We start from the raw sequence: 24895 nt of genomic DNA on the forward strand, positions 1-24895 counted from the left end.
CACCGGACGCCAGCCCGGGGCCAGTCTTGCCGGGCGCGGGGCTTTGGCTCATAGGAGCGGCATCGCAAAATAAGGTTTTCTATAGATGCGCCATTCGTCCACGCTCTCCGCTCTGGCTCTTGCGCTGGCCTTGGCCGCGCCGGCCGCGTATGCGCAAACCACCGCGCCCGCCGCGCCGGCTGCCGCCCCCGCCGCCCCGGCTGATGCCAACCCGGTGGTCGCCACCGTGAACGGCTCGCCGATCCATATGAGCGAAATCCAGGCCGACGCGCAGAGCCTGCCGCCGCAGGCCCAGCAACTGCCGCCCGAGCAGCTGTTGCCGATGCTCGTCAACCAGGAAATCGACCGCAAGGCGCTGCTGATCGCCGCCCAGAAGGAGGACCTGCAGAAGGACCCCGAGGTGGCCAAGCGCATGCAGGATGCCGCCAATATCCAGCTGGAAAACGCCTATGTGCAGAAGGCGGTCGCCGCGCAGGTGACCGACACCGCCGTGCAGGCCTATTACGACCAGCATTACGCCAACAAGCCCGGCCCGGAGCAGGTGGATGCCCGCCATATCCTGGTGAAGACCAAGGCCGAGGCCGAGGACATCATCAAGCAGCTCAACAAGGGCGCGGATTTCGCCAAGCTCGCGGAGAAGGACAGCATCGACCCCGGCGCCAAGAATGGCGGTGAGCTCGGCTGGTTCTCCAAGGATGAGATGGTGCCGGCCTTCGCCGATGCCGCCTTCGCGCTGAAGAAGGGCGAGTACACCAAGACCCCGGTGCAGACGCAGTTCGGCTGGCACGTGATCCTGAATGAAGGCCACCGCACCGCGCCGACCCCGGCGCTGGCCGATGTGCAGCAGGATATCCGCCAGAAATTGACCGACCAGGCGGTGCAGAACGTGCTGGATCAGGTGCGCGGCCAGGTGAAGATCCAGGTCTTCGGGCCGGATGGAAAGCCGGTGCCGCAGACCCCCGCCGCGCCCGCGGCCGGCGCCGACAAGAGCAAGTAAGCCGCGATGGCCGGCCAGCTGCCCGTCTCGCCCTTGGCGCTCCCGATGCCAAAGCTGCCGCCGATCGCCGGTGTGCGTCTGGCGACCGCGGAGGCGGGGGTTCGTTATAAAGGGCGAACCGACGTGCTGCTGGCCGAGCTGGCGGAGGGCACCAGCGTCGCCGGGGTGTTCACCAAAAATCTCTGCCCCGGCGCGCCCGTCACCTGGTGCCGGGAGGTGCTGCCCGGCGGCACTGCCCGGGCTTTGGTGGTGAATGCCGGCAATGCCAACGTGTTTACCGGCGCTGCCGGGGCGCGCGCGGTGGAGGCGACGGCGAAGGCCGCCGCCGCCACGCTGGGGGCGCAGACCGGCGAGGTGTTCCTGGCCTCGACCGGGGTGATCGGCGAGCCCTTGCCGGCGGAGCGGATCGTCGCGGTGATGGATCAGCTGAAGGCGGATCTGACCGAGGATCGCTTCGCCGAGGCGGCGAAGGCGATCATGACCACCGATACCTTCCCGAAAGGCGCCACCCGCACCGCCAAGCTGGGCGGCGTTGAGGTGCGGATCAACGGCATCGCCAAGGGGTCGGGCATGATCGCCCCGGACATGGCGACGATGCTGAGCTTCATTTTCACCGATGCCGCCATTCCCGCCAGCGCCCTGCAGGCGATGCTGAGCAAGAGCGTGGAGGGCACCTTCAACTGCGTGACCATCGATTCCGATACCTCGACCTCGGACACGGTGCTGCTGTTCGCGACGGGTGCCGCCGGCAACAAGCCGACCGAAGACCCCGGCCAGCTGGCGGATTTCCGCCGTGCGCTGCATGAGGTGCTGCATGAGCTGACGATGCTGGTGGTGCGCGACGGCGAAGGCGCGCAGAAGCTGGTGACGATCAAGGTCGAAGGCGCGGTGAGCCATGCCTCGGCGAAGAAGATCGCGCTCGCCATCGCCAACTCGCCGCTGGTGAAAACCGCCATTGCCGGTGAGGACGCGAATTGGGGACGGATTGTCATGGCGGTCGGCAAGGCCGGCGAGCCGGCGGACCGCGATAAGCTCGGTGTTGCGGTCGGCGGTGTCTGGATGGCCAAGGCTGGCGGCGTGGTGCCGGGCTATGACGAGACCCCGGTGGTGGCGCATATGAAAGGCCGCGAGATCGAGTTGGTGGTCGATATCGGGCTGGGCGAGGGCCATGCCACGGTGTGGACCTGCGACCTCACCCATGGCTATATCGACATTAACGGCTCCTATCGGAGCTGACACAGGGCCCCGCGAGGGCCTTTTTTGTGAGATGTTGTAACCGGCTCAGCGCATCAGCCCTTCCATGCGCGCTGCCAGGGCCTGGGCGAGCTGGCGGCGCCAGGGCGGGCTGGCTGGGTTGGCCAGCACCTGGTCCTCATGGGTGAAGCTGGCGATGATGGCGTTATAGCCGAGCCAGCGCAGCGGCTCCGGCTCCCAGCTTCGCAAGGCCTGGCGCAGGGCGCGGTCCTGGATGACCCAGGGCTGGCGCGTCTCCGGTGTCTCCTGCCCCAGGATCAGGTCGGCCAAGGTGCGGCCACCGAGATTGGCGGCGCCGACACCCTCCCCGCCATAGCCGCCGGAGAGCGCGATGCGGTTGCGCCGGTCCAGCAGCATATGCGGCTGAAACCGCCGGGACATGCCGAGATTGCCGCCCCAGCGATGGGTGATTTTGGCGTCGCGCAGCTGCGGGAACAAATCGGTGAGCAGATGCCGACGCAGCCCCTCCTCGGCTGCGGTGAGGGTGAAATCCGTGCGCAGCTTGCCGCCGAAGCGGTAGCCGCCGCGCGCGCCGAAAACCAGCCGGTCATCCGCCGTGCGCTGGCCATAGGTCACTTGCCGGGAGAATTCGCTGAAGGATTGGCCGCGGGAAAGGCCGATGCCGGCCCAGATAGAGGCGGGCAACGGTTCGGTGGCGATGAGCAGGCTTTGCACCGGCAGCTGATACGCGCCCAGAGGCGGCAGGGTGGCGGCGTAGCCTTCCACCGCTGGGATCACCCAATCGGCGCTGACCTTGCCCTGCGCTGTTCGCACCTGGCCGGGTGCCCAGCCGGTGGCCGGCGTATGCTCATAAATCCGCACCCCCAGCCGCTCCACCGCCACGGCCAGGCCGCGCGCCAGCTTGGCCGGCTGGATGGTGGCGCAATGCGGGGTGTAGAGCGCGCCCAGCGCGCCGTGCAGCCGCAGCTGCTGGGAAAGCTCTTCCGGCGGCAGCCACCAGGCGTCCGACTCCTGATAGCCTTCAGCGTAAAGCTCGTGCAGCCAGCCGCGCAGCCGCGCTTCCTGCTCCGGATAGCGCGCGGCGCAATAGAGCGTGCCGCCTTTGCGGAAATCGCAGCCAATGGCTTCCTGGGCGGTGACGCGGCCAACCTCGTCCGGGATGGCGTGCAGCAGCGCCCAGCTTTCGCGCCGCTGCGGCTCGGGCAGATGGCCGACCAGCCGGTTCTCGCCCAGCACCGCCCCCATCACCCAGCCGCCATTGCGGCCCGAGGCCCCGAAGCCGGCGCGCCTGGCCTCCAGCACCGCGATGTTCAGATGCGGGGCGCGGGTTTTCAGGTAATAGGCGGTCCAGAGCCCGGTATAGCCGGCGCCGATGATGGCGATGTCCGCCACGATATCACCCGCCAGCGCCGGGCGCGGGGTGAGGGGTTCATCCAGCCCGTCCCACCAGAGGCTGATCCTGCGCCAATCTTCATCCATGCCGGCAAGCTAACAGAGAGCGGCCGGGATGGCATGACGCCGCAGCACTAACCTTGTGCGACCTCGCGCAGATCCCGCGCCACGCCCTCGATATCCGGCTTCGCCGTGTCCAGCCCGGCGATGATGAATTCCGGCGCGCCCTTGGCGTTGAACACATAGATCGCGGCGGAGTGGGTGACGGTATAGACCGGCGTTTTCACCACCGAGAACACCACCCGGTAGCGCCGCGCCAGATCATAGAGCTGGTCCGCGCTGCCGCGCAGCCCGATGACATTATCGCCGAACAAGGCCGCATATTGGTTGAGCACGCCCGGCGTGTCGCGGTCCGGATCGACGGTGACGAACAGAATTTTCACCTTCTCCGCCGCCGCGCCCATCGCCTTCTGCACACGCTGCAGGTTGTAGAGGGTGGTCGGGCAGACATCCGGGCAGTTGGTGTAGCCGAAATAAAGCAGGGTGACATCGCCCCGGAAATCCGCCGCCGTCACGGTTTTGCCGGTTTTCGTGTCGGTCATGGTGAAGGCGAGGTCGGGCACCAGCCCGCGCACATTCACATCCTGGACGGAGAGCTGATGATGGCAGGCGGCGAGAGCCAAGGGGCTGAGAAGCAGGGACCGGCGCAGCATGGGCATGTTCTGCGCCAGCCCCTGCCGCGTGGCAAGGCTGAGAGCAATAAGTGTTTATCTTGACGCGCCAGCGTCAAGATAAACACATGAACTTGCTTGCCAAACTATGAGCGAATGGGTGTGAACCCCTCTCGCGCTACAGATCGAGAACCATCTGCGCCGCCCGCACCGCCTCTTCCAGCGCGCCGGGCTGGAAGGGCGAGGTGAGCCCGGCCGAGGCCGCCAGTCCCAGAAACGGTTCCGAGCCGCCGCGCCCGCAGAGTGTGACGTAATCCTGCAAGGCGGCCGCGTAATCCGCCCTTGCCTTCACCCAGAATTGCAAAGCGCAGCATTCCGCCAGCGTGTAGTCGATATAGTAAAAGGGCGAGCCGAAAATATGGCCCTGCGCCTGCCAGCGCCCGCCTTGCGCCGGGTAGGCGAGATTCCCCAGTCCCGCCAGGGCAAGTAAAGCGCTTCCAGCCGCTTCCACATTGCATGGCGCTCGGCTGGGGTGGCTTGTGGATTGGCGTAGATCTCGTGCTGGAAATGATCGACGCAGACGCCGTAGGGCAGGAAGGCGATGGACTGGATGAGATGCATGCGCCGGTAGCGCGCGGCGTTCTCCTCGCCGACCATCAGCCCGATATAGGGGTAGGCGAGATGCTCCAGGCTCATCGAATGGATCTCGGCGGATTCGTAGGTCGGCCAGAGATAGTCGAAGCTGGGCTGGGTGCGGGAGCGGTAATTCTGGAAGGCGTGGCCCATCTCGTGGGTGAATACGTCGATATCGTGATGGGTGCCGTTGAAATTCGCGAAGATGAAGGGCAGCCCGGCGACGGGGAACGAGGTGCAGAAGCCGCCGGGGGCTTTCGCGGGACGGTTATCGAGGTCGAGAAAGCCTTTCTCGTTCATCAGCCGGTAGAAGGCGGCCAGGTCTGGGTTCATGGCGTCGAACATCGCCTGCGCCTGGGTGCGCAGGAAGCTTTCATCGCCGGCGGGCTCGACATTGCCTTGCGGGTCCATCAGCGGCTCGTCCCAGGCGAACAGCCTGTCCCAGCCTTCCTGCGCGCGGCGGCGCTCGAAAAACCGGGCAACCAGCGGGGTGACGTGCTGGCGCACCTGGTCGCGGTAGGTGGCGACATCGGCGGCGGTGTAATCCACCCGGCGCATGCGCCGGTAGCCGAGTTCGGTGAAGCTGGAAAAGCCGAGTTTTTGCGCCATCCGGGTGCGCAGTTTGACCAGCTCGTCGTAAATCTCGTCGAAAGCGGCGGCGTTTTCCGCGAAGAAGCGCCAGCGTGCTGTCTCCGCTTTGTGGCGCATCTCCCGGTTCAGGCTCTGCTGGTAGGGGGCGAGGCCGGAGAGATTGGTGGTCTTGCCGTCGATCTCGATTTTCGCGGACGCCAGCAGCGCCACATAGCGCGCCTGCAATTTCGCTTCCGCCTGGAGATCGGCCTCGATCGCGGGGGAGAAGGTGGTGATGTCCGTCTCCCAGAGCCGCAAGGCGTGGGCGCCGGCCAGTTTTTCCACGCTGGCCCGGTCGGGGTGCGCCAGCAGCCGGGTTTTGAAGGCGGTTTCATGGCTGGTGATGACCGGGGCGATTTCGTCGCGATAATCCTGCGCGGCCTTGCGGGCTTCGTCCTGGGTGTCCTGCTCGAAGCGCAGATGGGTGAGCGCGCTCCATTGCTCGGCCGCGCGGCGGGCAGCTTCCCACTCGCTGATGGCGGTGGCGAGGTCCCCTTCATCCAGCCGCGCATTCAGCGCCGCGTAGGTGGCGGCGAGGCTCTCGCGGGTTGGTGTGGCTGCCTCAATGTCTGAAAATTTCATGCTCAATCCTCGCTCTCTTCGGAGAGGCCGAGCAGCGCCTGGGCACTGCCGGCCTCCACCACTTCCACGGTTTTCAGAACCCGGTGCATCACCCGCGTGCGGGTGCGCACCTTCTCGATATTATTGCTCATCGTGCTGGCATTGGCGGCGAGCTTGGCCAGGGCGTCGTCCATCTTCACCATCTCGGTCTTGGTGGCGCCGAGGATCTGGCCGATTTCGCCGGCGCGCTTTTCAAGGTCGAGCGTGACATGGCCGAGATGGATGGTCTGCAGCAAGGCCGGCAGCAGAGACGGGCCGAGCACGATGACACGCTCGCGGGCGCGAACATCGTCGATCAGGCCGGGAATGCGCGCCACCTCGGCGAAGAGCCCGTCAGAGGGCAAATAAAGCACGCCGAAATCCACGGTCTCCGGCGGGCAAATATATTTTTCGCGGATCTTGCGGGCCTCGCCGCGGATGCGCAGGGCCAGACCGTCGCGGGCAGCGCGCTCGGCCTCGGCATCCGCGCCATCGGCGGCGGTGAGCAGCCGGTCATAATCCTCGGTCGGGAATTTCGCGTCGATCGGCAGCCAGAGCAGCTCGCGCGAGGGCATGCGCAAGGCGAAATCCACCCGTTCGCGGGAGGTATCCTTCAGCGCGAAATTCGGCTGGTAGGTGCCGGGGGGCAAGATCTGCTCCAGCAACGCCGCCAGCTGCGCCTCGCCCCAGCCGCCACGGGTTTTCACGTTGGAGAAGAGCCGCTTGAGGTCGCCGACCTGCTTGGCGGCGGATTGCACCTCGCCCATCGCCTGCTGCACCTGGGCGAACTGTTCCAGCACGCGGGCGAAGGAGGCGGTCATTTGCTGCTCCACCGCCTCGTGCAGCTTTTCATTCACGCTGGTCTGGATGGCGGCGAGGCGGGTTTCGATGGTCTGGATGGTTTTCTGCGCCTCTTCGCCCGCCTGGCGGCGCAGCCCATCGATGGTGGCGGCGACATTCTGGGTGGCAGCGGCGATCTGCTCGAAGGATTTCGCCAGCGCATCGGTGGTGCCGCTCTGGATCGCCTGGGTGAGGCGGCCTTCCATGGCGGCCAGCGCCGAGCGGGTGAACTCCGCCTCGGCGCGGTTGCCGGCGAGGAGCTTGTCCAGCTCCAGCTTCAGGCGTGGTGGCGCGCCTAGCGCGGCGCGCCAGGCGAGCACGGCGAAAACCAGGGCGCCGAGGGCGGCGAGCAGAGCGAGGGCGGGGAGCAACGTATCCATACCGGCAGGCTAGCACCAAAGCCGCCCGAGTCGCAGGCGGGGCTATTGTCTGCTAGGCTGGGGCCAAGGTCGGAGGAGCTGGACATGAATAATGCCGTGACCGTCATTGCCGTTATCGTCGCGCTGGTCGGCGTCGCCATCAGCTATGTTTTGCATGCCTACAGCATCGGTGCTGTGTTCGTTGTCATCGCCGTCATTCTGGCGCTGACGCTGCGCACGGCGGCGGAATGGGAGCGCGCGGTGGTGCTGCGGCTGGGCCGCTTTGCCGGCGTGCGCGGGCCGGGGCTGTATTTCCTGATCCCGGCGATCGAGACCGTCTATGCCGTGGTGGATACGCGCCGGCAGAGCACCCGGATTTCCGCCGAGGATACGCTGACCGCCGATGCGGTGTCCGTGACGATGGATTCGATCCTGTTCTGGCGGGTGGTGGATGTGAAACGCGCCGCCACCGAGCTGACGGATTATCAGAACATGATTGCCCAGGTGGCGCAGACCTCGCTGCGCGAGGTGATCTCCGCCACCACGATGAGCGATATTCTCTCCAACCGCGAGGCGATGGATGAAAGGCTGCAAGCGCTCATCCGCCGCAAATCCGATGGCTGGGGGCTGGGGACATCGCGGTGGAGATCCGGGATGTGAAAATCCCGCGTGAGCTGAACGATGCGATGAGCCGCAACGCCCAGGCGGAGAAAGAGAAACAGGCGCGGGTGACGCTGGCGAGCGCTGAGATCGCCATTGCCCAGCAGATTGTCGACGCGGCGCAGATCTATCAGGAAAACCCCGTGGCGTTGCAGATCCGCCAGATGGGGCTGATTTACGACATGAACAAGGATCGCGGGGCGACGATTCTGGTGCCGACGACGATGACCCAGGCGCTGGGCGAGGTGCTGGCGCTGAACGCCGCGGCCCAGCAGGCAAATGCCCAGCCGCAGCGCCAGGCAATGCCGCCCGCTGGGTCCGTGCCGCAGGCTTAGCGCGGGTCCGCCAGCGTATCCGCCGCACCCGGCGCAATCGGCGGGGCCGGGTTGATCGGCGGCGGCGTCACCGCCTGCTCGCTCTCCTGCCAGCCGCCGCCAAGGGCGGTGTAGAGCGTGGCGGCATCGACATCGAGCTGCGCCTGGGCCTGGATTTCCTGCTGGTTGGCGGACACCAGACTGTCCTGTGCCTGCAAGGCCGGGAGCAGGCTGGCGAGCCCATGCTGGTAGCGGCTTTGCGCCAGGTTGAAGGAAATCTGTGCGGCCTGGGCGGTGCCTTGCGCGTCGGTAAGCGCCTGCTGGTCCTCCCGGTAGGCGACCAGGGCATTCTCCACCTCCGCCAGCGCGTTCAGCACCGTGGCGCGATATTGCAGCGCCGCGTTGGCCTGGGAGATGCGCGCCAGCCGCAGGTTGGAGGAGAGCTTGCCGCCCTCGAAAATCGGCAGTGAGATCGAGGGGCCGAAAGCGTAGAAGAGATTGGCCCAGTTGGTGAGGTAGGAGGCATCCAGCGCGTGGAAGCCGACGCTGCCGGTCAGCGAAATATCCGGGTAGAAGCTGGCGACGGCAACGCCGATCTGCGCGGTGGCGGCGTGGAGATTATCCTCGGCCTCGCGAATATCCGGGCGGCGGCGCGCCAGGCTGGCGGGGACGCCGGTGCCGATCAAGGCGGGCGGCGTCGGCAAGGGTGTTGCCTGCGCCAGCTGCGCATCCAGCGCGCCGGGCGGCTTCCCGGTGAGGATGTCGATCTGCGTCATGTCCTGCGCCACCTGTTTGATGTAGGTGGGCAGTTTCGCCTGCTGGCCGAGATAGGCGGTGCGGGCCTGCTCGACATCGCTTTGCGGCGCGAGGCCATGGGCCGCCTGGCTCTGGGTAAGATGCAAGGTGAGTGCCGTGGCCTGGACGTTCTGCTGCTGCTGCGCCAGTGCGGCCTGGGCGGCGCGCAGCTGGAAATAGGCCTGGGCGATTTGGGATTCCAGCATCACCAGCGATTCCCGCGCCGCATCATTCGCCTCGTCGGCATTGGCTTTCGCGGCTTCCACCTGGCGGCGGACCTTGCCGAACAGATCCAGCTCCCAGCTGGAGGAGAGGCTGTAGGAATAGAGATTGATCGGCTGGCCCAGTGAATCCAGCGCGCTGCTGGCGCCATTGGTGAGGGTGGCGCCGCTGCCGGGCGAGATGCTGTTGGCCTGCTGCGCGAGCTGGTTCAGCTGGCTGTAGGCGCCGCCGGATTCCGCCAGGCCTTTCAAGCCTTCCTGCTCGCGCTTGAAGGAGCCGGTGGCGCCCAGAGTCGGCAGGCCGGCGGCGCGGCTGGTGACGACATTCTCATGCGCCTGCTCGACGCGCAGCAGCGCCTCCTGCAAGGAGGGGCTGCCGGCGATGGCATCGCGCATCAGGCTGGTGAGAACAGGATCGTTGAAGCCGGCCCACCAGTTCGGGTTAGGGGCGTTCCGCGCCACGCCGGGGGCGCTGTTATGGTAGGCGCTGCCGGCGGGCGGTGCCGGCGGCTGGAAATTCGGCCCCAGCGTGCAGCCGCCGAGGAGCAAGGCGAGGCTCAGAGGGAGGCGTTGGGTCTGTTTCATGAGGCCTTCTTCTTGCGGACTTGACGGGAGGACATCAGCAGCGCCGTGGGGATCAGCAGCAGGGCCAGCAGGCCAGTATACCAGAACAGATCGTTATAGGCGAGCACGGCGCGTTGGGTGGCCAGCATCTGCTCCACCTGCCCCGGTGCCGCGGCCAGGGCCTTGGCGAAGGCGGTGCCGTGATTTTGCATCGATTGCGCGATCTGGCGGAGCAGATTGTTGTAGGGCGTGGAGGCGCCGCTGAGATGATCGACCATATAGCTCTGATGGATCTGCTCGCGTTCGCTGACGATGGCGGTTGAGATGGAAATGCCGATGCCACCGAAGACGTTGCGGCTCATCGAGAACAAGGCCGCGGCGTCGCCGTTCATTTCGCGCGGCAGGGTGTAGTAGGCGGCGGTGCTGATGGGCACGAACAGGAAGGCGAGCCCGGCGGTTTGCGCGGCGCGCATTTCCACCAGCCGGTCGAAACTCTCCTGCGGGATCAGATGCATCGAGTAGAACAGCGCACTCGCCAGCACCAGCCCGCCAAAGGCGATGATGAACTTCACCGGAATCACCTTCATCAAACGTTGCACGATGGGGATCAGCATGATGATGACGACCGCACCGGGGGCGAGCACCAGACCGGAGAGCGTGGCGGTGTAGCCAAGTTCGATCTGCGCGAATTGCGGAATGACGACGGCCGAGGAATAGAGCACCAGCCCCATGATGCCGATCTGGGTGAAGCCGAAGGCAAAATTGCGATCCTTCAGCACCCGCAGATCCACAGCCGGATGTTTCGTATAAAGCAGGTAGAGGCTGCCGAAAATGAAGGCGAGGGCGGAGATGCCCAGCATGACGGCGATGAAGTGCGAGCCGAACCAGTCATAATCCTCGCCGCGATCAACCGCGACTTCCAGGCAGCCCAGCGCCAAGGCGATGAAGATGGCGCCGATATAATCGAACGGCGGGGCGGTTTCCTTGTCGCGCTTCACCTCGTCGGAATCCTGCACGAAATTCATCACGCCGAGAAAGGTGAAGATGCCGACGGGAACATTGATGAGGAAGATCAAATGCCAGCTATAGGTGTCGGTCAGCCAGCCGCCGAGCAGCGGGCCCAGCACCGGGGCGACGACGATGGCGACGGCGGAGAGCGAAAAGGCGGCGGCGCGCTTTTCCGGCGGGAAGGCATCGAGAATGATGGCCTGTTGCAAAGGCTGCAGGCCACCGCCGAAAAATCCCTGAATGGCGCGAAACAGCAGCAGCTGGGTGAAGCTGATTGCCAGCCCGCAGCCGAGCGAGGCGAGGGTGAACACGCCGATGCAGATGAGAAAGAAGCGCTTGCGCCCGATGCGCCGTGAGAGCGAGCCGGACAGAGTGAGCACGATGGCGTTGGCGACCAGATAGGTCGTCAACGCCCAGGCGCTGTCATCGTTGGAGACGGAGAGCGAGCCGGCGATGTGGGTGAGCGAGACATTGACGATGGTGGTGTCCAGCACCTCCATGAAGGCCGCCAGCGTGACGATGAGCGCGATCACCCACGGGTTGGCCGAACGCGTCTGCGCGGCCCCGGGCATTATTCATGCACCGTGGGGGTCACGGAAATGCCGTAGGGCAGCACCGGCATGTTCGCCGGCATGCCGCTATCGATGACGATCTTCACCGGCACGCGGCGCACGATTTTCACGAAATTGCCGGTGGCGTTTTCGGCCGGGAAGGCGGTGAACACGGCGCCCGATCCCTGCTGGATGCTCTGCACATGGCCATGCAGGGTGATCGATGGGTAGGCGTCGATGCCCATGGTCACCTTGTCGCCGATCTTCATGTGGGCGAGCTGGGTTTCCTTGAAATTCGCGGTGACCCAGAAATCCTTGGTCACGATGTAGAAAATCTGTGTCCCCGCCTGCAGATAGGTGCCGAGCTGGATATTGCGTTTGGTGATCCAGCCATCCTGCGGGGCGCGGATATAATTGTAGGACAAAGCGGTTTTGGCGGCGCGCAGATTGGCCTGCGCCTGCGCCACATCGGCCTCGCGCTGCGCCACCTGCTGCTGGGCGGTGTCGATATTATCCTGCACCAGAGCGGCGGTTTTCAAATTTGCGTCGGCCTGCTTCACCTGCGCCTCGGCGCTGGCGAGCTGGGTGTTGCTCTGGTCGATATCGGTCTGGGCGGTGGCGCGCTGGTCCACCGAGAGCTGGCGGCGGTAATTGCGCTGCGCGTCCAAGAGCTGCGCCTTGGCCTGGGCCAGCTGCGCCTGCGCGGTTTCAAGCTGGGCCGGAGCGCGAACCTGTTCCTCCCTCAGATTGACTTGGGCGGCGGTGAGATTGGCGTTGGCGAGCTGGAGATTGGCCTGCGCCTGGGCCAGCTGCGCCTCATTCGCGCGCGGGTCCACCACCGCCAGCAAATCACCTTTATGCACATAGCTGTTGTCATTGACATAAAGCGCGGTGACGTAGCCGGAGGTGTTGGTGGCCATGGAGACGGCGTTGCCATCGGTATAGGCGTCGTCGGTGGAAACCTCGCCCATCGTCGCCAGCCAATAGATGATGCCGGCGATGACCACCACCACCAGCAGGATACCGGCGATGATCAGCGGCAGCTTGCTGCGCGGCTTCTGCTCGGTGTTGGCGTCATTCTGCTGCGTGGGGGCCGGTTTATCCTGGCCCTGATCCGTCTGCCCATTTTCGTTCGCCACCTGCTGCTCCGTAATTTCGAGACGGTCTCTAATAGTAGCGCGAGAGGGGTTTGCACCTCCTCGCTCTACTCATGGTTTATCGAGCAATTTCATGTGTTTATCTTGACTCTGCCGCGTCAATCTAAACACATATTGCTCTAGCTTTCGACAATAATGTACTGTATCAGACAGTACATTTCTTGTCGATGAAGGGAAGCCGCCTTGGTGGCGATCTGCATGAGAGATATGCAGCCCTGGCCTGCATGAAACCCCGCCTTGTTTTACGATGCTGTAATGCGCTGTTTATGGGATGATGATGCAGGACGAACGCGTTGAAAAAGACCCTCACGATGCGGCGGCCCGGCCCCGGCTGGAGGCGCGGCGGCGGGCTTTTCTGGATGCCGCGGCCCAAAGCTTTCTGGAAAAAGGCTATGCCGGCACCACGCTTGATGATGTGATCGCCCGCTCAGGCGGGTCGCGGCAGACGCTGTATCAGCTGTTTGGCGGTAAACAGGGGCTGTTCGAGGCGCTGGTGACGGAGCGGGTGCGCGCCATTTTCGGGGATTTCGAAGGCGATGAACTGGATGGGCGGCCACCAGAAGACGTGTTGCCACCATTGGGGGTGAGATTTCTGACCACCATCACCTGCCCCGCGGCTTTGGGCATGTACCGGCTGGTGTTCGCCGAGAGTGCGGCGATGAAGGAGGTGGGCGAGGCTTTCTGGCGGGCCGGGCCGCAAGCGCTGCGCAGGCTGCTGACAGGCTATTTCGCCGGGCAGGTGAAACGCGGCACACTGCGCCTGACGCGCCCGGATTACGCGGCCTCCGCCTTTGCCGGCATGCTGATCGGCAATTTGCACACTGAATGCGTGCTGGGCTTGCGTGAAACCCCTGGCCCGAGGAGATTGAGGAACGCGTGAAGGAAATTGTCAGATTATTCCTGGATGGCGCGCGCTGAGCCAATGGAAAAGGGGCCTCGCGGCCCCTTTTCCTTATTCCGATTTCAGATGCGCCAGCAGCTTCTCGATGGCCGTGGGCTTATCCACCTGCTCGAGCGCCGCGTACTCGGCGGCCAGGCGGTCCAGCGCGGATTCATAGATCTGCCGCTCGGAGAAGGACTGGTCCGGCTGGCCGGCATTGCGGTGCAAATCGCGCACCACTTCGGCGATGGCGGACGGGTCGCCGGAATTGATCTTCGCCTCATATTCCTGGGCGCGGCGTGACCACATGGTGCGCTTGATGCGGGCCCGGCCCTTCAGCACCGCCAGCACCTCGTCGAAGCTCTTCTTGGAGGTGAGCTTGCGCAGGCCGGCGGTGCGCGCCTTGGTGGTCGGCACGCGCAGGGTCATGCGGTTTTCATCGAAGGTGATGCAGATCAGCTCCAGCGTATGGCCGGCGATCTCTTCCACCGCGATGCGGTCCACCTTGCCGACGCCATGGGTCGGGTAGACGACATAATCGCCTTCCTTGAAGATTTCCGCCTTGGCCGGGGCACGGGGCGGGGCCAGCGGGCGGATCGGCCCGGCCGGCACGCCGCCATGCATCACCACGGCGGGCTGGGTCTCGGCTTTCGGGGTTTCGGGGGTGGGCGCCGCGGCCACGGCTTCGTCCTGGTCGGGTTTCGCGGCCTTCCTGGAAGCGCCGCTCTTCTGCTTATCCGTCATCACCACTCCGCTGGGAGGCGCTCGCCAGAGGGCGCCGCCAAAATATGAAGGCCGGGTGCGGCCGCCCGCACCCGGCTGACATGGAACATCCATACCATAAATTCAGCCGCCCGTCACCCGCCGGGCGGAAGCGCTCAGGGCGTGCCCGGCTCCAGCGACAGCAGCGCCTCTTTGCCCGGCTTGTCCTTCCACTCATTGGCGTCGGCCGGCGGGGTGCCCTTGCGGGTGATGTTCGGCCAGCTCTTGGAGAGTTCGCGGTTGCGCTCCAGCCAGGCCATGGCGCGGTCGTCGCTATCGGGCAGGATCGCCTCGGCAGGGCATTCCGGCTCGCAGACGCCGCAATCGATGCATTCATCCGGGTTGATGGCCAGGAAGTTCTCGCCGACATAGAAACAGTCGACCGGGCAGACTTCGACGCAATCCATGAATTTGCACTTGATGCAGTTCTCTGTGACCACGTAGGTCATCGGGTACTCCTGAAAGCTTGCGTAAGAATTTTGCTCCCCTATGCGCGTGGGAGGGGAGGGTGGTCAAGGTTCGGCTTAGCTGTTGTCAGGCAAGGGGAGATTCCAGTCCTGCCTGGGAACGATGCCGTGCGGGTTGAGATAGGGCCGCAGTTTCGACCAGGGAATGAGGTCGAATGCGCCCGCGCCGCCATCTTCGGCGCCAAAAAAATTCCGCGTAGGAGTAGATGAACCCGAGTCCGTTACGGGCCACGACCCAATGGCCTGGATCGGCGACATTCAGCGGTCGCAGAGGGACAGCCGGCGTCCCGTTGGCGTTTCGATCGGCGTCCAGCAGCGTCGCGAGGGGGTTTTGCCAGGCTGTGCCGGGGGCAAACACATCGCTTGCCTTGAGGCGGCGCCGCGCATCGACGAGCCAGTTGAAGCCCCAATAACGCCCCCTCCATGGAGGGCGCCATGGCGGTATCTGTCATTCATGCAGGCCATCGAGATCACGCCCGGCAGCATGCCGCCAGTATCGGGAGATTTGCCATCGACGGGCGGTGGCTCGCCGGTGGGTTGGCAAACCAGGGTTATATCTGTGTCAGGGGCGGATTTTTGGGTATTGTCTGAGGGGCCGTTCCACCATTTCGGTAGCATAGTCCTGATTTCCGCGTTGAAGGCGTTCGCGTCTTGTGTCAGCGGAGACGCGATGAGCGGGTAGGTTTTGCTGAACTCGACGGCATCGCCGAACCCGGTATCGACACCAGCGCCCAAAGGGTGATTTTGCTGCTGTTCGATGATCACGAGTTTATAGCCGGCACCATCGTCAACGGCGCTGGCGCCGGGTGACGTCCGCGCCTCGGCGCTGGCGGAGATCAGATACAGACCCAAAACCAGGCTAACGCGGAAGCGGCTGACCATGATGACCCTGCGGAGAATGCGGGCGAATTATTATTCTGCTGCGACGGATCCGTACAACGCGAAACCGCCTTACCCAATCTCTCGATAAAGCGCCTGCGCCAGCGTCGCGGCGCCTCGTCGTTCGGGGAGGAGCAGGATCTCCACCACCTTTACCCCTTGCGGCAGCGCCAGGGTGAGAACGTCACCCGGGCGGAGTTTGGCGTGGGGTTTGTCGGTGGGTTGGCGGTTGATGCGCACCCCGCCTTGATCCACCAGCGCCTCCGCCACCGACCGGGTTTTGCAGAAGCGCGCGAAAACCAGGAACTTGTCCAGCCGCAGCCAGTCTGTTCCTGGGTCCGTCAAATCAGCGCCGCGCCAGTTTCAGCGCCGCCAGGGCAGCGAAGGGGTTGTCGGCGTCGATCTCCACCGGCTTCTCCGGCTTGGGCTCGCGGTTCGGCCGCGCGGCCTGGGCGGCCGGGGCGTTGCGCTGCGGGGCCGCCTGGTGATGGTCCTGCTTGCGCCGGCCCAGCATCGCCGGGGCGGGCGGGCCGTAATATTTTTCGCTCGCCTCGGCGGCGGGGAAGAGGCGGAAGCCCAGCACGTTCAGGGTCGGGCCCAACTGCTCCGGCTTCAGCCCCATGCGGCTGCCGAGATTGGGCGGCAGCAAAATCTGGCTCTTGCGCATCAGATAATGCAGCTCGCGGGTGACGCGCTCGACCACGTCTAGACGGATCATGATGTCGCCGGCGCGGACCCAGCCCATCGCCAAAGCGAATTCATTGCTCCAATTCTCCGGCATCGGCGCGCAGACCAGGCCGGGGGTGGGCAGCTCGGGCGGGTTGCGGTCGTACCACACGCCCCAGAAGAGGGCGCGCAGACGGGCCGCGCCGGGCTTCAACGCGGCGGGCAGATACATGGCGAAGCGCCCCATATCGATGCCGAATTTCTTCGCCTCCTGGCGCAGCTCCGGGTGAAGGGCTCGGGCGGCAGCACGCCGCCGGACTCAGAGAGACGATGGACGATGCCGCGCAACGGGGCGGGCGGGTTTTCCATGGCCTTCAGCAGCGCGCCCAGGCGCTTCTCGGTCTCCGCCGCCAGCCAGGTGGCCAGACGGGTCCGGATTCGCTCGCGCGCCAGCCCGTCCAGGAATTCCGAATGCAGCACCTCGACGCCAGGCTTGAGGAAGATCTCGGTTTTTTTCAACCGGGCGATCTTCACCCCGTCCCAGACGAAATGCCGGTCGTCCGAGAGGCTGATCGCCTCGTCGGCGGCGGTTTCGGCCGCCAGGATGCGCCTTGGCATCTCCTGGGCCAGTACCCGCCGGGCGGCGCGCAGCAGGATCTTCTTCTCAGGCCCCTGCGTCGCGGGATCAGGATGGAACAGAAAGCCTTCGATGCGGCCGACCTCATGGCCTTCCACGCTCACCAGACCATCCGGTGCCACGATGGCCTGCAGCTCCTCCGCCTCAGCCTCTTCCAAACGTCTCGTCAAATGTGCCGCCCTCTTATCAACAAACCGGGTCATCAATTTCACATGCAGCGTATCGGATAACCGATCCTCGACCGCCCGGGCCCGCATGGCCCATGTGTCGGCATCCTTCATCCAATCCGCCCGCGCCGTTATATAGGCCCAAACGCGCACGTCCGTCAGCCTCTGCATCAACGTGTCGATATCGCCGTCCAGACGATCGAGATTTTCGATCTCGCGGGCGACCCAATCCTCCGGCAGATGCTCCTTGGCCAGCAGGTGGGTGAATACCTTGGCGACCAGCTTGACATGGGTATCGGTGGCGAGTTTGCGGAAATCCGGGATCTGGCAGGCTTCCCATAGCAGGCGGGTGGCGGCGCGGCCCTGGGCGCGGCGCTGGATGTCGCCATCGCGGGTCAGCGCGTCCAGCGTTTGCACATCCGCCGCCTCATTGCCGCGCACCAGCCCCTGGCGATTTGAGGGCAAAGTGAGGCTGGCCAGCAGCGCCTGCGGGGAGGCGAAATCCAGCGCGCTGTTGCGCCAGAAAATCTGCTCCAGCTTCTCGAATTCGTGGGACTCCACCTGCTCGGCCACCTCTTCCGAGAGAGGCGGGCAATCGGCCGTGGTGCCGAATGTGCCATCGCGCATGCCGCGCCCGGCGCGCCCGGCGATCTGTGCGACTTCCGAGGGGGTGAGCAGGCGGGGCTGGCGGCCATCGAATTTGCGGATGCCGGCGAAGGCGACATGGTTCACATCCATGTTCAGCCCCATGCCGATCGCATCCGTGGCGACCAGGAAATCCACTTCCTTGTCCTGGTAGAGCGCCACCTGGGCGTTGCGGGTGCGCGGGCTGAGGCGGCCCATCACCACCGCGCAGCCGCCGCGCCGGCGGCGCACCGCCTCGGCGATGGCGTAAACTTCGGCGGCGGAGAAGGCGACGATGGCCGAGCGTGGCGGCAGCCGGGAGAGCTTGGCGGCCCCGGCGAAGCTGAGCTGGGAGAGGCGCGGGCGGGTTTCGATCTCCACGCCCGGCACCAGCCGGCGCATCAGCGGCGCAATGGTGTCGGCGCCCAGGAACATCGTCTCCACCAGCCCGCGCGCATGCAGCAGACGGTCGGTGAAGACATGGCCGCGGTCAGGGTCGGCGCAGAGCTGGATCTCGTCCACTGCCAGGAATTCCACCTTGCGGTCCAGCGGCATCGCTTCCACCGTGCAGGAGAACCAGCGCGCCCCTGGCGGCACGATCTTTTCCTCGCCGGTGATCAGCGCCACGGCCTTGATGCCTTTGGCTTTCACCATGCGGTCGTAATTCTCGCGGGCGAGCAGGCGCAGCGGGAAGCCGATGATGCCGGTGGCGTGGCTGAGCAGACGCTCGATCGCGAGATGCGTCTTGCCGGTGTTGGTGGGGCCGAGCACGGCCTTCACCCGGGGTTGGAAGCCGGACATGAAATTCAAATGACCGTGCGGGCGCGGCTTTGCAAGCGGGGCCGCTCAGCCGCCCTGGGCGCGGGCGAGGATTTCGCGCACCGCCTTGGCGTCGGGCGCCGCCAGCGCCTGGTTGGCCAGCTCTTCGCAGGCGAGCAGGGTGGTGGCGCGGATGGCCTGTTTCACCAGCGGCACGGCGTTGCCATGCATCGAGAACTGGCGCAGCCCGAGCCCGAGCAGTAAAGCGGTGGCTGCCGGACGCGCCGCCAGCTCTCCGCACAGCGAAACCGGCACGCCGCCGGCGGCGGCGAAGCTGGCGGTGAGATGCAGCAGCCGCAGCACAGCGGGCTCCAGCGGATCATAAAGCTTCACCGCGCCGGGCGAGGAACGGTCCGCCGCCAGCGTGTACATGGTGAGGTCGTTGCTGCCGATGGCGAAGAATTCCGCATGCTTGGCCAGCAAAGGCGCGGCCAGGGCGGCGGCGGGGGTTTCCACCATGATGCCGAGTGGCGGCATCGCCTCGGGCAACGCCACCGCCTTGCGCCGCTTCAGCCGCCGCCAGACTCGGCGCATCACCTCGCGCGTGTCGATGATTTCCTGGGCCACCGTCACCATCGGCAGCATGATCCGTACCGGACCGGCAATGGCGGCGCGCATGATGGCGGCGAGCTGGGTTTCCAGCAGATCCTCGAATTGCAGCAAGGCCCGCACCCCGCGCAGCCCAGCGCCGGATTCGGCTCGGGATGCTCGGGCAGCAGGCGGGAGAGCACGTCGATCTCCTTGTCCGATCCCCAATCCAGCAGCCTTATGGTCACCGGCTCGCCATCCATCGCCTCGATGATGTCGCGATAGATGCGGAACTGCGTCTCCTCGTCCGGTGCGCTTTCGCGGTTCATGAACATGAATTCGGAGCGCAGCAGCCCGATGCCGCGCGCCCCGGAGTCGGCGATCATTTTCAGCTCGAAGGGCAGTTCCAGATTGGCCTGCAGCTCGATCTGCACGCCGCAGCGCGTCTGCGCGGGCAGATGCTGCAGCCGGGCCAGGCTGCGCCGCGCGCGGGTCTGCGCGGCGAGCTTTTTGCGCGCGGCATCGAAGCTGGCCTTGCCGGGGTTGAGGATGACATCGCCGGTTTCGCCATCGATGATGGCAAAGCAGCCGGGGGCGGCCTTGTCCAGCAGCCCTTCGACGCCGAGCACGGCGGGCAGGCCCAGCGCGCGCAGCATCACCGCCGTATGGCCGTCTAGCCCGCCTTCGGCCGTGACGATGCCGGCGAAGCGCGTCGGCTGGATCAAGGCGGCTTCTGCCGGGCGTAGATCCTGGGCGGTGAGGATGCTCCCTTGCGGCAACCCCTCGAAGGAGCGGAAAGGCTGGCGGGTGAGGTTGCGGATCAGCCGGCGGGCCAGCTCCTGCACCTCGTCCGCGCGGCGGGTGCGGCTGGCCTTGTCGCCACCGGCCTGGCTCATGATCAACGCTGCCTGCGCCTCGGCCTCCTCATGGGCGGCGGCCTCGGCGCCAAGTTCGCCCTCCTGGATGCGCGCCTTGATGCCGCGCATCAGCCGCGAGGCGCCCAGCATGTGCAGATACACATCCAGCAGCGGGGCGATTTCGGCCTGGCTGTCCTTGGGCATCGCCGAGAGGCGGGATTTCAGCTTCTGCAGCTGCTTGCGCGAGCGCGCCACCGCGTCTTCCAGCCGTTCCAGCTCGGCCGGGATCGATTCCGGGGCGGGTTTGTCGCGGCAGATCGTGAGCGCCGGCTCCGCCGCCTCATGCAGCGGGCCAATGGCGATGCCGGCGGAAACCGGCTTGCCCTGCAGCCGCTTCTCCTTGGGCGCGGCGGGCTTTTTAGTCGCTTTCATGGAAGCCGGCCTCGATCAGCGCCGTAATGGCGTCGAGCGCTTCCCGGGCGTCGAATCCCTCGGCGGAGAGGGTGACGGAGCTGCCGATTCCAGCCCCCAGCATCATCAGCCCCATGATCGAGCGGGCGGAGACGGATTGCCCGTCCTTCGCCACTTCCACATTGGCGGAATATTGCTCGGCCAGCGTCACCAGCTTGGCGGCGGCGCGCGCATGCAGGCCGCGCCGGTTGACGATGCCGATTTCGGCGGTGATCACGGAGCCGTCCATTTTATTGTTACTCCGCCGCGTTGCAGGTGGCCGCCGGGGCCTGGGGCTGCAGATCATGGCCGTTGCAAATATATTTCTTGCCGGCCGCTTCGGCGATCTGCACCGTCTCGGCCAGGGTCATCTGGCCGCGGATCTTGGCCAGCTTGACCAGCATTGGCAGGTTCACCCCGCCGAGGATTTCGATGTTGGGCTGCGCGCACATCGACATGGCCAGGTTGGAGGGGGTGCCGCCGAACATGTCGGTGAGCAGGATGACGCCGTCGCCATTATCCACCTCGGCGATGCGTTTGGCGATTTCCGCCTTCTGGCCCTCAAACGCCGCATCGGATTCGATGCAGACGGTCGCCAGCTGCGCCTGTTTGCCGACGACATGCTCCATGGCGTCGCGCATGGCCAGGGCCAATGTGCCATGGGTAACGATAACAAGACCGATCATAGGTTCTCGCTCAGCCCTTCCCCGGATCAACCGAGCCTTCGCGCAGGCTGAGAAATTTCGGCGCTTCCCGGTGCGTGACACCGATCCGCCAGCCCGCCTGGGCCAAAGGAATATTCAATTTTTCGACCATATAAACCGATCTATGTTGTCCACCGGTACATCCGACACAGATTGTTGCATATTTCTTTCCTTCCTGCACGAATCTCGGCAGTAAAAATGTGATGAGGTTCAAAACTTTCTCGAAGTATTCCGCAAAATCAGCGTCTTCTTCGATGAATCTCCCAACTTCCGGGTCCAGCCCTGAAAGTGGTTTCAGATGTGGGACGTAATGCGGATTCTTTAAGAAGCGCGCATCGAAGATCAGATCTGCTTCCGGCGGCAGGCCGACGGCGTAGGAGAAGGAGACCAGCGCCACGGTCAGGCCGGGATTGGTGGCGCCGAAGCGGGCCTCCACCAGATTGCGCAGCTTGGGCAGCGGCAAAGCGGAGGTATCCAGCAGCCAGTCGGCGGCGCGGGCGAGTGGGGCGGTGAGCTCGCGCTCCAGTGCGATGCCCTCGGCGATGGCGCCGGTCTGCGCCAGCGGATGGCGGCGGCGGGTTTCGGAATAGCGGCGCAGCAATACGTTATCGCCGGCGGTTGTATAGACGAGGGACGGGTCCAGCCGGTCATGCTGGCGCAGCTGCTTCAGCGCTTCCAGCACGTTTTCCGCCGAGAAGCCGCGCGAGCGCGCATCCACGCCGATGGCGAGATTCTGCTCGGCTTGGCTGGTGAGGGTCTCCAGCGTGTCCAGCGGCGGGTTGTCCACCGTCTCGAAGCCGAGATCTTCCAGCGTTCTCAGCAGAGAGTTCTTGCCTGCGCCCGAAAGACCGGTGACCAGCACCACCTGCAGCTTGTCGGGCGCCGTGCTCATGCCGCGAAGGCGCCTTTATGCTGGCTCACGCGCCCGCACGCGGCTTCCAGGGCCAAGGCAGCGCGCGCGGCGGCGGAGGGAAAAGAGGCATCGAGCGTGATTTCCGGCAGGTCGAGCTGGGCATGGCGGCGCGGGGCCGGCAGGCGCTCCGCCGGCGCCGCGCTGAGGATCACCGCCAGCCGTAGTTTCGCAGGGGCGACGAAGGGGAGATGAAACAGGCCGAGGCCGCGAACTTCCAGCAAACCGGCCAGGCCCGGTGCGGGGCTTGCCATGCCGTCCTCCACGAGGACCTGATCATCCCCGACCAAGGTAAAGCCCTGGTCAATCAGACGCAGCAACAGGTCGGATTTCCCCGCGCCGGATGGCCCGAGGAGCAATAAAGCGTCTCCGCCTGGCTGGCCTTGCCGGGCGGCACAAGAGGCGTGCAAAAGCATGGTAACGCGACTGTGGCAAAGTTTGGGCAGACGCGAAAGGCTTGACAGATGAGTGCCAAGCCGCCGTAGCCGCGCGAGGTTACTCCTCCGGCGGCTCGTAGCCTGCGGTTTCCAGCATCGCGCGGTCACGGACCTCGACCAGCGCGGCGCGGTCGAAGCCGTTGAAGGCGGTGCGCAGGCAGGCCCCGTAAGCGCCGAGCTGGCCGATTTCGATCCAGTCGCCCTCCGCCACGTCGCCGGGCAGCAGGAAGGGGCCGTGCATCACATCCAGCGAATCACAGCTCGGGCCGAAAAAGCCGAATGGCATGTCCGGCGCGCCGTGGCTGGCGCGGGCGCGCAGCAGGCGGGTGGGGAAGCGAAAGCGCAGCGCCCCGGCATCCGCGAGGGCGCCATAGACGCCATCATTGATGTAGAGCATCTCGCCACGGCGCAGCTGCACCTGCACGACCACGGAGGCGCCGCCACCCACTAGCGCGCGCCCGGGCTCGGCCCAAAGCTTCAGCCAGGGCATCTCCAGCGCGTCATAAGCGGCGTCGATCTCGGCCATGAAGGCGCCGAGGGGGGGCGGGTCCATGTCCGGATAGGCGACCGGGAAGCCGCCGCCGACATCGAGCACATCCACGCGCACGCCGGCGGCGCGGATTACCTCGCCGGCCAGCTGCATGGCATCGCGCCAGGCCAGCGGGTCCAGGCATTGCGAGCCGACATGGAAGGCGAGGCCGAGCTTGCCCGCCAGTGGTCGGGCGGCGCGCAGGAGAGTGATCGCGCTGTCGATATCCGCGCCGAATTTCTTTGACAGATTGATGGCGGCACCGGTCTCGGGCAGGCCGAGGCGGATGAACAGGCCGGGCTTGGTCTCGGGCTTGGCGGTCTCCGGACGGTTCAGCTCATCCATGATCTTGGTGAGCTCGCTCTCCGAATCTAGCACGAAATCGCGCACGCTGTGCAGCATCCAGGCTTCGCGGATGGCCGCACGGGATTTCACCGGGTGCATGAAATGAATCTCCGCACCGGGGAAGAGGCGGCGGACCAGTTGCACCTCGGAGATGGAGGCGCAGTCAAAATGGCGGACGCCACCATCCCATACGGCGCGCAGAACAGCCGGTTCCGGGTTGCACTTCACGGCATAGAGCACGTCGCCATTGAAGGCGGTGGCGAAGGAGCGGGTGCTGGCGCTGATCACGTTCGGGCGCACGCAATGCAGCGGCTCCTCAGGGCGCAGCGTTTTGACCATCTCATTGACGGTCGGCAGGAGTTTCACGTCGCCACGGAGCGAGATGTGGCGGTGCAACGGGCCCACGGCCGCGCGGTTTTCGATCAGGCTCATAACGGAAAGTCCCCGGCATGCGACGGCAGGCACTATAGGCCCACCAAAAATTGAAGCGAAAGGAAATCCAGGGAGCGGCAGTGGTTAAAAGCCGTCAACGCCTGAATTCAGACGGTTCGATCAGATGCTGGTCTGAGGACTTCGCATCACGATATTCCGCTCTAAAAGCAACATCAAAACTCTCCCAATTGATCCGGCTTCCGGGGAAACCGACTCTCGACCTACCAGGATGCGTCTCGTCGTTACTGTACCTGGATTGCCAGGTTCGCGGCACGTGCGATGCATCGGACAAACCCAAGTTGGGTTGAACGAATAATGCTCTAAGCCATTCGGCTCGGCGCGAGTTATGCTATTTTTGCATGCGAACTAGGAAAGAGGGGCGGCATTTTGCCGGCCAATGAATCAGGCCACAACGCGCGGCTGCATCGGGTTGGGTGGGGTGGGCAGGTTCTCCTGTACGGACGCGCTCTGGCGATGGTCGATCGCCATATAGCCGCGCCCCAGTTGGTTTCGATGAAATCATCCACACCCAGCGCCTGCAGTTTCTTGCGGATCTTGCAGATGAATACATCAATAATTTTCGGGTTCGGCTCGTCCAGCCCACCATAGAGATGATCGAGAATGGCTTCCTTGCTCAGCACAACGCCTTTGCGTAGAGCGAGGATCTCAGCGATCTGATATTCCTTCTTGGTCAGCGTCACCGGCTTGCCGTTGGCGTAGATCTTCTTCGCGTTCATGTTGATCTCAACCTGGCCGATGCGCAGCGCGTTTTCCTGGAACCCGCGGGAACGGCGCACGAGATTCTGCACCTTGATGAAAACCTCCTCGTGCGACAGCGCGTCGACGATCAAATCATCCGCCCCTGTTTGTAGCACCCGCAGCCGAACGGCCTCGCTCATGCCGCGAGCGACCGCGATGACCGGCGCGCGCACGCGTGCCAGACGCAGCTTGCGAACCAGTTCCAGGTCACCCAGCCTGGTTTCCGACAAGCGCAGCAGAATGGCGTCGTAATCATAAAACTTGACCAGATCGAGAGCCTCCTCCGGATCGCTGGTCTCGTCGACGATGGCCATGCGCGAGCGGAGAAAGGCAGTAAAAAGATCTTTTTTATTCGATATCGTCTCAAAAGAGAGTATCTTCATGGCTGCCTCCGTTGTGTTCGCCGAACGAATACAACCAAGAGGGGTAATCGTCA

The 24895-nt window shown here is 64.9% G+C and carries 21 protein-coding genes and 3 pseudogenes; 5 read left to right on the forward strand and 19 right to left on the reverse strand.

Annotated elements, in window-relative coordinates:
• The first annotated feature begins 85 nt into the window (after window positions 1–85).
• Together GT370_RS17800 and argJ are read left to right on the forward strand one after the other, a co-directional pair.
• Window positions 86–997: a peptidylprolyl isomerase gene (locus tag GT370_RS17800; RefSeq protein ID WP_008495217.1), complete on the forward strand. Its 912-nt coding sequence runs from the start codon at window positions 86–88 to the stop codon at window positions 995–997.
• Between the two features lie 6 nt (window positions 998–1003).
• Window positions 1004–2233 carry a bifunctional glutamate N-acetyltransferase/amino-acid acetyltransferase ArgJ gene (argJ, locus tag GT370_RS17805; RefSeq protein ID WP_008495218.1) on the forward strand — a complete coding sequence of 410 codons (1230 nt, stop codon included), beginning with the start codon at window positions 1004–1006 and terminating at the stop codon, window positions 2231–2233.
• Window positions 2234–2278: 45 nt separating this feature from the next.
• Here argJ and GT370_RS17810 read toward each other — a convergent pair whose 3' ends face one another.
• The 4 genes and pseudogenes from GT370_RS17810 to GT370_RS17825 all read right to left on the reverse strand — a co-directional run bounded on the left by GT370_RS17810 (window position 2279) and on the right by GT370_RS17825 (window position 7358).
• A complete protein-coding gene (locus GT370_RS17810) occupies window positions 2279–3691 on the reverse strand; it encodes an NAD(P)/FAD-dependent oxidoreductase (protein WP_008495219.1) in 1413 nt (470 codons plus the stop codon).
• A 47-nt stretch (window positions 3692–3738) separates the two neighbouring features.
• Window positions 3739–4323 carry an SCO family protein gene (locus GT370_RS17815; RefSeq protein WP_039885420.1) on the reverse strand — a complete coding sequence of 195 codons (585 nt, stop codon included), beginning with the start codon at window positions 4321–4323 and terminating at the stop codon, window positions 3739–3741.
• Between the two features lie 130 nt (window positions 4324–4453).
• Window positions 4454–6120: pseudogene (locus GT370_RS17820) on the reverse strand (M3 family oligoendopeptidase).
• 2 nt (window positions 6121–6122) lie between these two features.
• A complete protein-coding gene (locus GT370_RS17825) occupies window positions 6123–7358 on the reverse strand; it encodes a DNA recombination protein RmuC (protein WP_008495222.1) in 1236 nt (411 codons plus the stop codon).
• Between the two features lie 84 nt (window positions 7359–7442).
• Between GT370_RS17825 and GT370_RS17830 the strand changes: the two genes are divergently transcribed.
• Entirely contained in the window at window positions 7443–7997 is a 555-nt protein-coding gene (locus GT370_RS17830; protein ID WP_270183481.1) for an SPFH domain-containing protein, read from the forward strand.
• Window positions 7979–8332, forward strand: a complete 354-nt coding sequence (locus GT370_RS17835; protein WP_270183482.1) for a hypothetical protein — start codon at window positions 7979–7981, stop codon at window positions 8330–8332. The genes GT370_RS17830 and GT370_RS17835 overlap by 19 nt, the downstream gene beginning before the upstream one ends.
• Here GT370_RS17835 and GT370_RS17840 read toward each other — a convergent pair.
• From GT370_RS17840 to GT370_RS17850, 3 genes are read right to left on the reverse strand one after another with little or no spacing between them, the layout of a single operon-like run.
• Entirely contained in the window at window positions 8329–9912 is a 1584-nt protein-coding gene (locus GT370_RS17840; RefSeq protein ID WP_008495225.1) for an efflux transporter outer membrane subunit, read from the reverse strand. The two genes, GT370_RS17835 and GT370_RS17840, sit on opposite strands and share 4 nt — an antisense overlap.
• On the reverse strand, window positions 9909–11471 hold the full coding sequence (locus tag GT370_RS17845) for a DHA2 family efflux MFS transporter permease subunit (protein WP_008495226.1): 1563 nt from the start codon (window positions 11469–11471) through the stop codon (window positions 9909–9911). The genes GT370_RS17840 and GT370_RS17845 overlap by 4 nt, the downstream gene beginning before the upstream one ends.
• Entirely contained in the window at window positions 11471–12589 is a 1119-nt protein-coding gene (locus GT370_RS17850) for an HlyD family secretion protein (protein ID WP_008495227.1), read from the reverse strand. The genes GT370_RS17845 and GT370_RS17850 overlap by 1 nt, the downstream gene beginning before the upstream one ends.
• A 289-nt stretch (window positions 12590–12878) precedes the next feature.
• Here GT370_RS17850 and GT370_RS17855 point away from each other — a divergent pair, with 289 nt between their 5' ends.
• Window positions 12879–13487 (forward strand): TetR/AcrR family transcriptional regulator, encoded by a 609-nt coding sequence (locus GT370_RS17855; protein ID WP_270183483.1) that lies wholly within the window; start codon window positions 12879–12881, stop codon window positions 13485–13487.
• A 72-nt stretch (window positions 13488–13559) separates the two neighbouring features.
• Here the strand turns inward: GT370_RS17855 and GT370_RS17860 are convergent, their stop codons facing one another.
• The 12 genes and pseudogenes from GT370_RS17860 to GT370_RS17925 all read right to left on the reverse strand — a co-directional run bounded on the left by GT370_RS17860 (window position 13560) and on the right by GT370_RS17925 (window position 24842).
• Window positions 13560–14231: a CarD family transcriptional regulator gene (locus GT370_RS17860; protein WP_008495229.1), complete on the reverse strand. Its 672-nt coding sequence runs from the start codon at window positions 14229–14231 to the stop codon at window positions 13560–13562.
• A 134-nt stretch (window positions 14232–14365) separates the two neighbouring features.
• Window positions 14366–14698, reverse strand: a complete 333-nt coding sequence (gene fdxA / locus GT370_RS17865; protein WP_008495230.1) for a ferredoxin FdxA — start codon at window positions 14696–14698, stop codon at window positions 14366–14368.
• Window positions 14699–14974: 276 nt separating this feature from the next.
• A complete protein-coding gene (locus GT370_RS17870) occupies window positions 14975–15598 on the reverse strand; it encodes a hypothetical protein (RefSeq protein ID WP_270183484.1) in 624 nt (207 codons plus the stop codon).
• A gap of 69 nt (window positions 15599–15667) precedes the next feature.
• Window positions 15668–15940, reverse strand: coding sequence for an RNA-binding S4 domain-containing protein (locus GT370_RS17875; protein WP_008495232.1), 273 nt, complete (start codon window positions 15938–15940; stop codon window positions 15668–15670).
• Window position 15941: 1 nt separating this feature from the next.
• Window positions 15942–18490: pseudogene (locus GT370_RS17885) on the reverse strand (helicase-related protein).
• A 45-nt stretch (window positions 18491–18535) separates the two neighbouring features.
• Window positions 18536–20325 (reverse strand): annotated as a pseudogene (gene ptsP / locus GT370_RS17895) (phosphoenolpyruvate--protein phosphotransferase).
• Window positions 20312–20593 carry an HPr family phosphocarrier protein gene (locus GT370_RS17900; protein ID WP_008495236.1) on the reverse strand — a complete coding sequence of 94 codons (282 nt, stop codon included), beginning with the start codon at window positions 20591–20593 and terminating at the stop codon, window positions 20312–20314. Before GT370_RS17900 ends, ptsP begins: the two are co-directional and overlap by 14 nt.
• Window positions 20594–20600: 7 nt before the next feature.
• The gene (locus tag GT370_RS17905) at window positions 20601–21029 is read right to left on the reverse strand and encodes a PTS sugar transporter subunit IIA (protein WP_008495237.1); all 429 of its coding nucleotides are present in this window, start codon (window positions 21027–21029) and stop codon (window positions 20601–20603) included.
• A 10-nt stretch (window positions 21030–21039) separates the two neighbouring features.
• Window positions 21040–21939, reverse strand: a complete 900-nt coding sequence (gene rapZ, locus GT370_RS17910; RefSeq protein WP_008495238.1) for an RNase adapter RapZ — start codon at window positions 21937–21939, stop codon at window positions 21040–21042.
• Window positions 21936–22373 (reverse strand): HPr kinase/phosphorylase, encoded by a 438-nt coding sequence (locus GT370_RS17915; RefSeq protein ID WP_039885426.1) that lies wholly within the window; start codon window positions 22371–22373, stop codon window positions 21936–21938. The genes rapZ and GT370_RS17915 overlap by 4 nt, the downstream gene beginning before the upstream one ends.
• A 79-nt stretch (window positions 22374–22452) precedes the next feature.
• Window positions 22453–23700, reverse strand: coding sequence for a type III PLP-dependent enzyme (locus GT370_RS17920; RefSeq protein WP_008495240.1), 1248 nt, complete (start codon window positions 23698–23700; stop codon window positions 22453–22455).
• A 344-nt stretch (window positions 23701–24044) separates the two neighbouring features.
• A complete protein-coding gene (locus GT370_RS17925; RefSeq protein ID WP_270183489.1) occupies window positions 24045–24842 on the reverse strand; it encodes a response regulator transcription factor in 798 nt (265 codons plus the stop codon).
• Between the last annotated feature and the right edge of the window lie 53 nt (window positions 24843–24895).

The organism is Acidocella sp. MX-AZ03 (genome assembly GCF_027626035.1).
Classification (GTDB): Bacteria; Pseudomonadota; Alphaproteobacteria; order Acetobacterales; family Acetobacteraceae; genus Acidocella; species Acidocella facilis.